Annotated in this window: 9 protein-coding genes; 3 read left to right on the forward strand and 6 right to left on the reverse strand. The window is 40.9% G+C overall.

Translation table 11 applies throughout. From position 1 onward, the window contains the following. Positions 1-3: 3 nt before the first annotated feature. From NQT69_RS09145 to NQT69_RS09155, 3 genes are all read right to left on the reverse strand, one after another. Positions 4-921, reverse strand: coding sequence for a diguanylate cyclase (locus NQT69_RS09145; RefSeq protein ID WP_256827349.1), 918 nt, complete (start codon positions 919-921; stop codon positions 4-6). Then, positions 887-4,687, reverse strand: a complete 3,801-nt coding sequence (locus tag NQT69_RS09150; protein WP_256827350.1) for a hybrid sensor histidine kinase/response regulator — start codon at positions 4,685-4,687, stop codon at positions 887-889. The genes NQT69_RS09145 and NQT69_RS09150 overlap by 35 nt, the downstream gene beginning before the upstream one ends. A gap of 66 nt (positions 4,688-4,753) precedes the next feature. After that, complete coding sequence (locus NQT69_RS09155) at positions 4,754-6,151, reverse strand: PhoH family protein (protein WP_256827351.1); 1,398 nt, start codon at positions 6,149-6,151, stop codon at positions 4,754-4,756. Positions 6,152-6,447: 296 nt separating this feature from the next. Between NQT69_RS09155 and rapA the strand changes: the two genes are divergently transcribed. The 3 genes from rapA (at position 6,448) to NQT69_RS09170 (ending at position 11,471) form a co-directional block, all read left to right on the forward strand. Next, positions 6,448-9,342 (forward strand): RNA polymerase-associated protein RapA, encoded by a 2,895-nt coding sequence (gene rapA, locus NQT69_RS09160; protein WP_256827352.1) that lies wholly within the window; start codon positions 6,448-6,450, stop codon positions 9,340-9,342. A gap of 428 nt (positions 9,343-9,770) precedes the next feature. After that, positions 9,771-10,424, forward strand: coding sequence for a bifunctional tRNA pseudouridine(32) synthase/23S rRNA pseudouridine(746) synthase RluA (gene rluA / locus NQT69_RS09165; RefSeq protein ID WP_256827353.1), 654 nt, complete (start codon positions 9,771-9,773; stop codon positions 10,422-10,424). A gap of 75 nt (positions 10,425-10,499) precedes the next feature. Next, on the forward strand, positions 10,500-11,471 hold the full coding sequence (locus NQT69_RS09170; protein ID WP_256827354.1) for a DUF3530 family protein: 972 nt from the start codon (positions 10,500-10,502) through the stop codon (positions 11,469-11,471). Here NQT69_RS09170 and djlA read toward each other — a convergent pair. Genes djlA through NQT69_RS09185 form a run of 3 tightly spaced genes read right to left on the reverse strand, consistent with a single transcriptional unit; the run spans position 11,454 to position 14,008 of the window. Continuing rightward, positions 11,454-12,329: a co-chaperone DjlA gene (gene djlA, locus NQT69_RS09175; RefSeq protein ID WP_256827355.1), complete on the reverse strand. Its 876-nt coding sequence runs from the start codon at positions 12,327-12,329 to the stop codon at positions 11,454-11,456. The genes NQT69_RS09170 and djlA overlap by 18 nt on opposite strands. Then, complete coding sequence (murU, locus tag NQT69_RS09180) at positions 12,319-13,002, reverse strand: N-acetylmuramate alpha-1-phosphate uridylyltransferase MurU (RefSeq protein WP_256827356.1); 684 nt, start codon at positions 13,000-13,002, stop codon at positions 12,319-12,321. Before murU ends, djlA begins: the two co-directional genes overlap by 11 nt. 1 nt (position 13,003) lies before the next feature. Further along, entirely contained in the window at positions 13,004-14,008 is a 1,005-nt protein-coding gene (locus tag NQT69_RS09185) for an aminoglycoside phosphotransferase family protein (protein WP_256827357.1), read from the reverse strand. Positions 14,009-14,054: the final 46 nt, after the last annotated feature.

A 14,054-nucleotide genomic window follows, 5' to 3' on the forward strand; every position in this document is an offset into this window, starting at 1 on the left:
CAATTACCTTGATACAGATACAGTCCGGGCGACGATTTGATCTCGCCCTGAATCTTTAGCTTGATACAAACCTAAATCAGCTTCTTCAAGCAGAACTTGCTCAGCATATACTTGACCGGTTTCACTAGTGGCGATACCTAAGCTAATAGTGACATGTTCAGCATTAAGTGACGCTTTATGAGGGATATTTAACGCGTTGACGGCATCACGCAGCTTATTGGCAAACACCAATGCTTCTTGCTTATCCATACCAGGTAGTACAGCAGCAAACTCTTCTCCACCATAACGGGCAACAAAATCGCAACCCCGCTGGCAGGCGCCAACTAGGGCATGAGCCACGCGTTTTAAACAGTCATCGCCAGCTCGATGGCCATAGCAATCGTTGTAACGCTTAAAATGGTCTATATCCATTAAAATAACGGATAATGGAGTCCCACTGCGGCGGCTTCGACGCCACTCTCTAGACAGGTTTTCGTCAAGGTAGCGTCTATTCGGTATTTCGGTCAAGCCATCAATTGAAGCAAGCATTTCAAGCAAATCATTCTTTTGCTTAATTAGTAGTTGATTGCGAACCCGAGCTCTTACAATAACAGTGCTAAATGGCTTAGCGATGTAATCCATCGCGCCTAATTCAAACCCTTTGGCTTCGTCATCGTGACTGGTGTTTGCCGAAATAAAAATAACTGGGATCGTTTGCGTTACTGGGTTTTCTTTCAGTTGCACTAATACTTCGTAACCATTTATGCCAGGCATAACTATATCAAGGATGATTAAATCAACGGTTGTTGTTTTTAAAAACGTGAGTGCTTTTTCACCGTTTTCGACTAAAAAAACGTCATGCTCATCGGCTAGCGTTTTTTCAAGTACCAGTCGATTCAATGGATCATCATCGACTATCAGTACTTTTGCTTTTTTCAACATCTGCTGTTCCTTGTATTTGAATAAAAGCCATGACTTGCTCTAATTCAATTATAAGCTGGTTAAATAGTTGCTGCTCTATATTTTCTGAACTGCGCAAAATAGTTTCAAGTTGCTGTGCAATTAAGGATAGCCTAATAAAACCAAGGTTTCCTGACACACCTTTTATACTATGCACTAAGCGTTCCAAATTTTCTGGCCGTTGCTCTTGTTGCAATTGTTTAAGCTGTGTTTCGCATACTTCAGTAAACTTATTTAGCATACCTAGCAGTAAATCATTATCACCTGCAAACTGAGATAATGCAAAAGTTTGATCAAAGAAAGCCGAACCATCAATTTCAGCTTCGCTTATTGCTTGCAATAATATATGCGCAACAATTGGCTTGGTCAGGTGCTTATTCATTCCCGCTGCGAACGAACGATCCTCATCTTCTTTTTCACAATGGGCGGTTAAAGCAAAAATGGGCAGTTGTTGTGAAGTGTATTTCTCCCTCAACATTCGAGCCGCTTGCAGGCCATCAACTTCTGGCATTTGAATATCCATTAATATCAAGTCAGGCTTTATTTTTTCAACTAAGTTTATGCCTGCTAAAGCATCATTAGCAACTAACACGTTAATGCCTGCTTGAGTTAGCACATTAGTCATAATATCTAAATTAAGCTGATTATCATCAACGACTAATACTAACAGGCCATTCAAATCGGTTGCTGGTTGCTGAGTGTCGATAATCTGGTTCTGCTTATTGGTAGCGCTTGTTTCATTCAATAGCCGCTGCGCCAAAGCAAACGTTTTTAAATAGGTAATATTTAAATCACGGCAGTGCTCAGTCACTGTGACATCGCGATCCTTAATAACAAAAAGTTTAGTTTGCTGCTTTACTAAAACTTCTTTGTTGGTTTGACTTGCAAGCAGCTGTTCAAGTTCAGCATAATTAACAATTAAATTATAGCCAGCGACTTTCTCTATGCACTCACTTAACTGGGTCAAGCTCTTAAATTGCGGGCTTTCTACAGCCATAAGTATCGTGTCGATAAGCTGTGTTTGTTCAGTCGCAGTGGTTACAACCAGCGTATTTTGCCAGCTGAAATCATTTCTTTTTTCGTAACTAGCTGTATTAAATGTGATATCAAAATAAAACTCACTGCCTATATTTTTACCACTGTTAAGCTTTATTTCAGATCCCATTAAGCTTAGTTCATGCTTAACAATGGCTAAGCCTAACCCGACACCTTGGTGTTTACGGGTCAATGATTCATCACCTTGAGTGAAAGCGTCAAATAACCGTTTCTGCTGTGCCTTCTCGATACCAACACCAGTATCTTTGATACGAAAAGTAATGGTTTGAAAGGCGTTGTCATCAAGCAAAGCTTTTTCAAGCTTAAGTGTCACGCTTCCTCGCTCTGTAAACTTCACTGCATTAGTTAGCAAGTTGCCAATCACCTGCTGTAAACGGATATAGTCGCCAACAAGATAGGAAGAAATTGTAGGTTCAACCTCTATATTAAACGCCAATCCCTTTGGTTGGCATAAGCCAAGTAAGAGACTTTCGCAACTATCAACCAATTCCACTATATTAAAGTCAACAAGCTCAAGCTGAACTTGATTATTCTCTACACGAGCAAAATCCAGCATTCGATTAAGCATGGTTAATAAATTTTGCGCTGAATCTTTCGCTTGAGCTGCATGAAGCGTTTGCTGAGGCGACAAGCCTTGCTGCGCTATCATATCTATTAAGCCTGTTACCGCGTTAAGTGGTGTGCGAATTTCATGGCTTAAGTTAGCGATAAAACGACTTTTTGCTTGTGTTGCCCGCTCAGCATTTTGTTTAGCTTGAGTTAGCGCACTTACATCTTGAATGTGGAAAACATAGTAATAGGGCGCTTGTTGCTCATCCCATACTAACGACACACTTAACTGCCACCAGCGACTTGCTTCGTGCTGAGCTAAGGTTAAATGATATACCTTCTTTTTTTCTGTTAGTAATAGGCTAAGTAGTGACTCTATTTCTTGCCATTGCGCGATAGAAAAAAACGAACTCAATAACTGCGAGTGATCATGCTTATTAATATTGAACAAATGCCGTGCAGCTTTGTTTAACTGCAAAATAGTGTGCTCTAACGATAATAGTACAACTGCGTTTGCAGCATATTCTATTGCGCTACGAAACTTTGACTCGGATGCTTTTAACGCCGTTAAAGCACCTTGCTGTACAGTAATATCACGACCGACCCCCATAGTACCGAGTAGGTGATTTTGCTCATTATAAAATGGCGCAATTGTCAGACGGTATATTTTTTCATGCCTTTCTACTCGCAACTCAGTTTTTGTCCGAGTTTTCAATACTTGACGCTCAAGTTCAGCAATATGGCTGCTATCCTCACTAATATCACATAACTGCAAGCCAACTAATTGACCTTGTTCAACCCCGATATATTGCTCGAATGCGCGATTACAACCTAAAAATGAACCATCAATATTTTTAAAATATATTAAATCAGGCACACTGTTTAGCATGGTATTTAACAAAGCTAAATGACGCTCTTTCGCTTCGTAGCTTCGTGCTAATTCTCGCGTTTTAGCTTTAACTTGGTTATCTAATGCTAGATTAGACTGCTGTAATGAATCTACTAGCTCTTTATTTTTATTGAAAACTTTTTTTATTTTACTAAACCAAGGCTGCCAATTAACGGGGATCCGATAATCAAAAGAGTCTGAGTATTGCTCATCGTTCTGTTCTAGGTACGCCATTAAGTGAGTGATAGGTTTGACAAAAATGCGGCGGCTTAACCAAAAAACGCCGCTAAACATCATAATTAAAAATACGCTTAAAAAAATAAATTCAATAAAAGCTTCATAGCGAATGGGAGATACCAACTGTTGCTGAGGCTCATAAAAACCGGCATACACAGGTTGACGTTCAGGGGATTGAAAAATCACTAAGCTATCATCATCCAAGCCCGTATTACCTGTGATAGACATGGGCCAGTATTGTTCGAGTTGAGCATATTTTTTAATCGCTCTAGAAGAGCTGGCAATGACTTGCTGTGAATCGGTGACAAAAATATACTCTCCACTATCTAAAGATATTTTTTCTAACCAAGCAGACACCGCCTGCAAATCATAAATCAAAATCACATAATCTCGACTGGTAACACTTCGACGCTGACCGAGAGCTAAATAATCTTTTCCTTCGAGCTTCACTACGTTACTAGAAGCAAGCATGTCGCCTCTAAATTTAGGTTCGAACCGATTATCCAAAATTTGCGTAAGAAACAAGCTTGCGGTCTCATCGCGGCGTTTAACATAAGCAAAACCTTGCTCATTAACGTAAGCGACCGCTGATAGCGATTTGATTAACGAAAGCGCAGTATTAAAAGCAGGCCCTAATGCAATGACTTGCTGCCATTGAGCAATAGCTTGTGGAGTAGAAGAAAATCGCCCCTGTCCTACTATCTCCCCCCCTTGCTGAGGGATTTTACGATAGTAATAGTCATTAAATTGATTAACATCCTTCAGCCATTGTTGGTCAAAGTGATAATACAAAGGTTGTTCGTACTGTGCTAACAGCGTTTTTACTAAGCTTTCAGCAGCCTCCATTCGAAAACTCAGTTGTGCGGCTAGATTATCAAAATCAGCATGATGCTTGGTAATTGTGCGCTCTAGTTTAATATTATACAGGTGCAAGCAAAGCACAAAAGCAACTAATAAGGGAACTATCAGTGCAACCGTTAGGGAGCGGTAATAATGCTTTAAAGGTAAAAAGTCCAACCTATGTTCCGTTGTATGGCTCAATAATCTAGGGTTAGACTATCGAGCCATGTAAATTGACGCAAGTTATAAATTTTCCTCGGCAAAGGAGGCTAAACGACTGCGCACCACGCCGTTTAAGTTTACTGTTGCACTGCCTTCAAAATCTTTAAAACGCTCAACAATATAGGTTAAACCTGAAGTCACAGGAGTTAAGTAGTTACTGTCTATTTGCGCCAAGTTACCTGAGCAAATAAGTTTAGTGCCTTCACCGCAACGGGTGATGATGGTTTTTAACTGTGACGCTGTTAAGTTCTGGCTTTCATCGAGAATGACCACCGCATTTTGAATGCTTCGGCCTCGCATAAAGTTAACTGACTTAAACTGCACATTGGCCTTTTCCATAATATAATTACGGCTAGATACTGGGTTTTCATCACCTTTGTGTAAGACTTCTAATGTATCCGTTATTGCAGCAAGCCATGGCGCCATTTTTTCTTCTTCAGTGCCAGGAAGAAAACCTATGGATTCGGCTATTTCAGGTGTATTACGGGTCACTATGACCTTATCGTAAATGCCTTTTTCTATGATCATTTCAAGAGCACTGGCCAGTGCAAGTAAAGTTTTACCGCACCCAGCTGGGCCTGTTAAAATAACTAGCTCGATACTTGGGTCAAGTAATGCGTCAAGCGCCATGCCTTGATAAATATTCTTGGGTTTTACTCCCCAAGCAGATTGATGCATTAAGCGTTCAACCCCCATGTCTTTTAGCATAATGTTATCATCATCATAAGATTTAACACGTGCAGCAAAATGACCACTACCATCTAGCAGGTACTCATTACAAAATACATCTGGTATTAAGCTCTTTGCTACTTTGTGAAACGTATCTCGGCCTTGCTGCTGTGTTTCACATTCACCGACATGTTGCCAAAAATCCCCTTCGATTTTTTTATAACCGCTACTCAGTAAAGCGATATCATCGATTAGTTGGTCAGTCCGATAGTCTTCAACAAACTTAAGACCCGCGCCCTTTGCTTTTAAGCGCATGTTGATATCTTTGGTCACCAAAACGACTTTGGCTTCACTATGCTGCTTTTGTAAATGTACGGCGCAGTTGATGATCCGGTGGTCATTTTCATTACCTGGTAAACCAGAGATGGAATCGGCAAATAAATGATCATTTACAATAATTAACGTACCTGTCGAAGATGCCTTGGCTTTTTTATTACTCGGTAACGCGACTCCTTGTAACATTTGCTCTGGGGTTGCGTCTTTTAGTACCTCATCTAATCCACGTATAGCAACTCGTGCATCACGGCTAACGTCGTGTTTACGGTCTTTAATATGGTCTAATTCTTCTAACACCGTCATTGGGATAACAACGTCATGTTCTTGAAAAGATAAATAAGCGAGGGGCTCGTGGAGTAATACATTGGTATCTAGCACATACATTTTACTATCAAGGTTCGAAGCTTTTTCCATAGCACTTTCCTTACGTTTTATGATTTTTATGCTATACCAAACTAATCAAATAAAACGGGCTGATCACTCACCCTGTAAAATTTGATTGTTAAGGTATAATCTAAGTTTAGCTTAGATGTCGTAAAAGTCTGTTTTATGACAAACCTTTTTTTGTTTTGAATTAGTCTGTAAAGCACAGCCTTTAATAAGAATAATTCACAGTTATAAAATTAATTAAAAGTGAGCTAGTTAGCGCCTTGCAGTGGTGTTAGGTTACAGGTAACATAGCCGCCTTTTTCTTCATAGACGAGACATACATGAATTTTTCCTTAGGTCAGCGTTGGATCAGTGATACAGAGTCAGATTTAGGATTAGGCACAGTCGTTGCCCTTGAAGGCCGTCAGGTCAGCATATTATTTCCCGCCAGTGGCGAAAACCGCGTTTACTCAATGACTGAAGCGCCGGTTACTCGCGTGGCATTTAATCCTGGCGATGTGATCAAAAGCGTTGAAGAATGGGAACTTGAAGTCGAATCTATTGAAGTACAAGGTGAATTACTGTGTTATCACGGCACCCGTGTTGATAACGGTGAACAAGCACAATTAAAAGAAACCTTTCTTGATCACTTTATCAAGTTTAATAAACCACAAGACCGCCTTTTTGCTGGTCAAGTTGACCGTTTTGATCGGTACACATTACGTTACCAAACGTGGCAACATCAGTTTGAACGCCAACAATCACCTATTAAAGGCTTAATTGGTCAACGTGCTAGCCTTATTCCTCATCAGTTATACATAGCTCAAGAAGTGGGTAAACGTTTTGCCCCTCGCGTTTTGCTTTCTGATGAGGTTGGCTTAGGTAAAACCATCGAAGCGGGTATGATCTTGCACCAACAAATTATCAGCGGCCGTGCCAGCCGTGTTTTAATTGTTGTGCCTGAAAACCTGCAACATCAGTGGTTAGTTGAAATGCTACGCCGCTTTAATTTACATTTTTCTATTTTTGATGAAGAGCGTTGTGACGAAGCCTTTGCAGACTCACCAAACGTATTTGAAACAGAGCAGTTAGTGCTGACCAGTCTTGAGTTTATTACCAAGAAAAAACGCTGGTTTGAACAAGCAACACTTGCCGATTGGGACTTATTAATCGTAGATGAAGCGCACCATTTAAGTATCAATAATGGTAAACCAAGTACTGAATACCAACGTATGGCTGAGCTTAGCCAAGATATTCCAGGGCTTATTTTATTAACAGCAACGCCAGATCAACTCGGTCATCGTAGCCATTTTGCTCGCTTACAATTACTCGACCCTGATCGTTTTTATGATTACGATGCATTTGTTGAAGAAGAAAGTAATTATAAACAGGTGGCTGAAGCTGCTAACCAGTTATTGCAACATCAAGCACTTGATGACAGTGCCAAAGCAACCCTTATTGAGTTACTAAAAGAAACAGATATCACCACTGTGCTTGAGCAAGCTCAAAATGGTGATGACGCTGCCCGCAAAGAAATTTTGTCTATGCTGCTTGATCGTCATGGTACGGGGCGTATTTTATTTAGAAATAGCCGCAGCGGCATAGATGGTTACCCAAGTAGAAAATTACACGCCTACCCGATGACTATGCCAAAACAATATAAAACGGCAATCTCGGTACTGGGTAATATGAGCGGGATTCAAAGTGCTGAATTAAGCGCACAACGCGCTTTATTCCCAGAAAAAATATTCCAAGAGTTCGAAGGCGAAAGTGCCAGCTGGGGCGCGTTTGACCCGCGTGTTGATTGGCTAATTGAAACACTTAAAACGCTTAAACATGAAAAAGTACTATTAATCTGTGCTAAAGCAGAAACTGCGATTAGTCTTGAGCAAATCCTGCGCGAGCGTGAAGCGATTAAAGCCTCTGTATTCCACGAAGGCATGTCAATTATTGAACGCGACCGCGCAGCTGCATTCTTTGCCGACGAATATGACAACGCTCAAATTCTACTTTGCTCTGAAATTGGCTCAGAAGGCCGTAACTTCCAGTTTGCTCACCACTTAGTATTATTTGATTTACCACTTAACCCTGACTTATTAGAGCAACGTATTGGACGCTTAGACCGCATTGGCCAAACTCAAGATGTGAACATTCATGTGCCATACTTTGAAGACACAGCACAAGAAGTGCTACTGCGTTGGTACAATGAAGGCTTAGATGCGTTTGAAACCACCTCAACCACAGGTCAATTACTGTATAAAGAGTTCAGTGAAGACTTGCTTGAATTTATTGCCGCTCATAACTGTGATGAAGATGAGCTAGATCCACTGCTTGAGCAAGTTGCCAGTCAAAATGCTACATTGCGTAAGCAAATGGAAAACGGTCGTGACCGCCTATTAGAACTACACTCATCAGGCCAAGGGGCTGCAGATTCGTTAGTCACTGATATTGAAAAGCTCGACAACCAGTTCGAATTACCAAGCTACATGATCAACGTATTCGATACATTCGGTGTAAGCCAAGAAGATAAAGGTGAAAACACTATTATCTTAAAGCCTACAGAGCACATGCTAAACCCATCGTTCCCAAGTTTAAAAGATGATGGCATCACCGTTACTTTTGACCGTGACACCGCACTTTCACAAGAAGACGTGCACTTTATCAGCTGGGATCACCCAATGGTGCAAGGCACGCTCGATATGATTTGCGATGATGACTTTGGTACCGCCTCTGTGGCACTGTTGAAAAACAAAAAACTACCTGCAGGTACTTTCTTTGTTGAGCTTATTTTCGTAGCTGAAGCGATGGCGCCTAAATCTTTACAGATTGGCCGTTTCTTGCCTCCTACCCCGATCCGCATCTTGCTTGATAAAGCGAGCAATAACCTAGGTGATAATGTCGGCTTTGATGGCTTTAATCAGCAGTTGTCCGCAGTCGGTCGTCAAACAGCGAGCAAACTTGCGGGTGCACTGCAAAGCGCGATTCACCCAATGATTAAATCAGCACAAGAGATGGCGCAGGCTAAATTAGAAGTTATTCGCACCGAAGTCCTTGAGCAAATGCAACAGTCGTTAGCACAAGAGCAAGCCCGCTTAGCAGCCTTGAAGCAAATTAACCCTAATATTCGTGAAGAAGAGCTCACTTTTTACGATAAGCAACGTAGTGAATTAACCACGCATATTGAAAAAGCCCAGTTAAAACTCGATGCGATTCGCTTGATTGTGGTATCACACTAGGGGTGTAGCTTTCAGCCGTTAGTTAGATATTATTAAAAAACACCATTTCAAAAAGCGCGGTATAAACACCGCGCTTTTTATCTTATAAATAGCCAAACAACAATTGCCCCAACTAACAGCGTCAATATCATAAATATTCGCCTTAACCTTCTATTTAATTTATAAATTTGTCTTTTATAATTTCTTCTTAAAAACACAGATTCTAAGTTAGAGACCTCTTTGCAGTGATGGCAATAGGATTGGCGAACATTAACCTCTAAACCGCAACGTGGGCACGGCTCACTCTGTATTGGCTGTAACATCGCAGTTCTCTATTTTTACTTATTATCGTTCAACATAAAATATAGCAAATAAGGGATCAAGTTTGGTGATTGTGTAATGCCAATGACTTCTTTAAAATAACCCCTTACCAATTGCTGAGGCTAACCGTGTTAATTAATTACAATCCCCCGCTCGATCCGTATTTGACTATTTTATATCAAGATGACGATTTACTGATTGTAAATAAGCCCAGTGAATTATTAACCGTTCCTGGCAAAGACCCTAAACATGCAGATTGTTTAATTGCACGTGTGAACCGTGTATTCCCAACCGCTAAAATTGTTCACCGTTTAGATATGGCAACCTCGGGAATTATTTGCTTAGCCATGAATAAAGCCGCACACCGTCATTTGAGTATGCAGTTTCAGGAGCGTCAAACTGCAAAACGCTACATTGCCCGCGTTTATGGCAAATTAGCACAAACAACAGGGTCTGTTGATTTACCGCTAATTTGTGATTGGCCGAATAGACCAAAGCAAATGGTGGATCACGAAAACGGCAAGCCTTCTTTGACCCATTTTCAAGTGCTTGAACATGAACAACACGCCACTCGTGTAGAGCTGACACCGATTACAGGGCGCTCTCATCAGTTAAGAGTGCATATGTTGTCGTTAGGCCACCCAATATTGGGCGACCGCCTTTATGCTCACCCAGAGGCGTTAGCCGCAGCACCTCGCTTACAACTGCATGCACAAATGCTAAAGCTGACACACCCTAGCAGCGAGCAATCAATGACCTTTGAAGCAGAGCCAGATTTTTAGGCCCTGCAAAATACATTAAACTTTTAGCTCATATCGCCGATAACTAATTATTAGTTTTTATCGGTGTTATTGTTTATGGTTTCAGCTGCTTTAATTAAGCAACGAACACGCTTAGCTTTATCAATCAGCTTATTGGCTGTTTTACTCATTAGCCAGCAAGCGCGTGCGGCTGAGCATATAGCACCGACTCCTTGGTCAACAATTACAAGTAGCGACATATCTCGTCTAATCCCCCATGGAGAAATAAAACCGCTGCAAGTCGGTGAAGATGAGTTTATTAGCCTATACCGCGAGTATATGAGCGCCGAGCAGCGTGGCGTAGTTTTAATTATTCCAGATTGGCAACATTTACCAACGAATAACGCTGGAATTAACTTTTTACGCACTCATTTAACTGATTTTGGTTACACAACTATCGCGATGACAGTGCCTGATATCAATTGGCAGGCAAGTGCAGAACAAAGCACAGCTGAAGACGGTAATAACACTGAAGAGGCTACAGTTGAGAAAAAAGAGGTAGCCACCGATTCAAATTCTGAAACTGATAAACAAACTGATGCTAGCGAAAACATAGTTACGCCAAAGCACGTTGATGCGCTTGCATATATTAATAATGATGTAATTGATAACTATAAAGAAAGCTTAATTGCCCGCTTTGAAGCCCTTTACCAAAGTGCCCTGGATGAAGGTGGTAAAATTGTGGTTATTGCTCAAGGAGCCAGTGCAGGCGTACTACTGGAACACTACGCCAGCTTTCCAAACACTAATATCGATGCCTTTATTAGCTTGAGTAGTTATTTACCAAACCATGAACGCAACCAGCAATTAAACACCTTAGTCTCGACCATTAGCCCGCCGCTATTAGATGTTTTTTACAGTAATGATAATCCTGATTTGTTACTTAGTGTGGCAGATAGAAAACGTTGGGTTAAGCGCCACAGTAAATATGATTACCGCCAGCGCGAATTATTTGGCCTACGCTCAGAGCCTCAGCAACATGAGCGTTTAAGCAAAGAAATTGACGGTTTTTTACGCCGTCTTTTTTAGAAATTCATAGGCAGATTGAATATCTTGGCTCTTTTTAACTGCCAGCTCCATCATGTGCTTTGGCAAACCTTGAGAAACCAGTTTATCCGGGTGATGCTGGGCCATAAGCTTGCGGTACGCCACTTTAATATCCCGTGCGCTGGCTTCGTTATTAAGTCCTAATAATGCCAGTGCTTGAGTACGATTCATGCCATTATTATTAGGGGGAACATGATGGCCTGACCCTTCTCGATAGCTACTACTTTGTCCTTGTTGGCGCTGTTGTTGTTGGTGGTAACGTTGTTGTTGCTGACGAAAATTAAATTCTGCCTGATAACGTTTTAATACAAATGCAAAGTGGGTTTTAGAAATCCCTAACTGCTTACTCACTTCTTGCAATAGCTCTTTTTCTTGAGCGGCTAAGACCCCGTCTGAAAACGCCATTTGAATTTGAATCTCTAAAAATAGTTGAATCAAATCATGACGACGTGCAAACCGCTCTTTAAAATCGTACACCGTTTCTTTTAGAGAAAAATCGGCTTCTTTACCTGCTTTAAAAGCATCTTGGGCTTCTTTACGGTTTTCACCCGTTAACCCCATCTCATCCATAAACAAACTAGCAGCACGGATATGCGTTTCACTCACACGGCCATTTGATTTCGCAATATGCCCCATTACCGCAAAACAGCTGGTAAAAAATAATGCTTGGCGCTGATCAATATCATCATCACCATTAAACAAACTTGAAAAGCCACCTGCTTTATCAAAATTTTGCTTGAGGCTTTTATCAAACATATGACCTAAATAAAGGCCGATGAATAAACCTATTATGCGGCCAAACATAAAGCCAAAACAGGCCCCTAAAATCTTACCCCACATGAGGCACTCCTTTTAGTGTTTCGGTTAATTGCCCATTTAACTGTGTTAAACGCTCAGGCGTTCCAATATCATTCCAGATGCCAATATAAAGCTCTGTTGATACATCAGCTGAAGCTAACCGCTCGCGTAATAGCGGTCCCAACGGTAATACACCATCTGGTATACCTTGAAAAAAAGACGCTTTAAACCGGCTAATACCAGAAAACGTATACTTTTGGCTTTGTGGCCCTAGATGGCGCAAAGAGAAATCCCCCATTGGATTATGTGGCGGGTTTTCAACTAAAACAATATGCCCTTCACCATCATCTAAATGCAGCTCTTTTAAAGTACTCACATCATAATCGGTAAATACATCACCATTAATAACAATAAAATCATCACCTAAAAGTGGTAACGCACGAACTATCCCACCGGCCGTTTCCAGGCCGTGTTCGGGCTCTTGGCTATATTGAATATTAACACCGAAAGACTGACCATCAGCAAAGTACTCTGTAATTTTATCTCCCTGCCAAGCAAGATTTATAACGATATCCGTAATTCCCGCCGTTTTTAGTCGCTCAATATGATATTCAATCAATGGTTTAGCCAGTATTTTTAACATAGGTTTTGGCATTGACGCAGTCAAAGGCATCATACGTTTACCGCGTCCAGCCGCTAAAATGATTGCTTTCATACTAACTACCTACCCGCTCAATTATAGCAATCTGTGTAGCAGGAATAATCTCTTGCTCTATCCAACTACCTAGCTCAGCTAAAGCTCTATGCTCTTTTGAAACATCAACAATATAACGAAGGGTGGGTAATACGTTATTCATATAGCCCAGCTTGCCATCACGCAAGTTTAATCGGCAAAATATACCTGCCGCCTTTAAATGGCGTTGGACACCGGTTAAATCAAACCATTGGGTAAATTCGGAGAAGTCCACATCTTTGATCAGGCCTTGCTGCTTAAACTCTGCAAATGCATGCTTAAGCAAGTATTCAAGCTCATCATGGGGTAATTTAAAATAGCAATCACGCAGTAGCGACACCAAGTCATAACACACAGGACCTTGTACGGCGTCTTGATAATCAATAATGGCCCATTGTTGATTGCTACGCATAATATTCCGGCTATGGAAATCACGGTGAACAGTCACCGTCGGTTGTGCCAAAATATTTTCTATCAATACTTCGCAGCTACTTTGCCAAGTAGCTTTTGTTGCATCGTTTAATTCTAAAGCTAAAAAACCTTCTACTAGCCACTCTAAGAATATACTCAATTCAAATTCTAAAAAGTTGCGGTCAAAATCTTTCATATGCTCGACTGGCGGCATCTTTGCCCACTGCGCACTTAGATTGATGAGATGTTTGTAATGATTAGTGCGCTCTTTATCACCGAGTAAGTCAGCAAGGTGAGTGTTACCCAGATCACTTAATAAGAAAAAACCTTGTTTTTCGTCAGCGTGGAGAATTTTAGGTAGGGTAAAACCATGCTCTGAAAATACTTTATTAAGTTCGATATACGGAGTGTTATCGAGAACTTGCGGATCGGAATCCATTACAATATAGCTATCTTGGCCTCTATTTAAGCGAAAATAGCGACGAAAACTGGCATCTCCCGTGATCGCAGCTAACTGATATTCGTCATCATTAAAGTGCGGGGTTAAAAACTGTTGTAAACTTTTAAAACGATTCATTACACTCGATATCTATTTTTCACTAAGTCAAATACTGTATTTGCCA

The sequence above is a fragment of the Pseudoalteromonas shioyasakiensis genome (genome assembly GCF_024518675.1).
GTDB lineage: Bacteria > Pseudomonadota > Gammaproteobacteria > Enterobacterales > Alteromonadaceae > Pseudoalteromonas > Pseudoalteromonas shioyasakiensis_B.

Excerpts from the sequence above, each read along its gene's own strand:
- NQT69_RS09145 (WP_256827349.1), bottom strand. The coding sequence starts at position 921 with ATGTTGAAAAAAGCAAAAGTACTGATAGTCGATGATGATCCATTGAAT.
- NQT69_RS09155 (WP_256827351.1), bottom strand. The coding sequence starts at position 6,151 with ATGGAAAAAGCTTCGAACCTTGATAGTAAAATGTATGTGCTAGATACC.
- rapA (WP_256827352.1), top strand. The coding sequence starts at position 6,448 with ATGAATTTTTCCTTAGGTCAGCGTTGGATCAGTGATACAGAGTCAGAT.
- NQT69_RS09170 (WP_256827354.1), top strand. The coding sequence starts at position 10,500 with ATGGTTTCAGCTGCTTTAATTAAGCAACGAACACGCTTAGCTTTATCA.
- djlA (WP_256827355.1), bottom strand. The coding sequence starts at position 12,329 with ATGTGGGGTAAGATTTTAGGGGCCTGTTTTGGCTTTATGTTTGGCCGC.
- murU (WP_256827356.1), bottom strand. The coding sequence starts at position 13,002 with ATGAAAGCAATCATTTTAGCGGCTGGACGCGGTAAACGTATGATGCCT.
- NQT69_RS09185 (WP_256827357.1), bottom strand. The coding sequence starts at position 14,008 with ATGAATCGTTTTAAAAGTTTACAACAGTTTTTAACCCCGCACTTTAAT.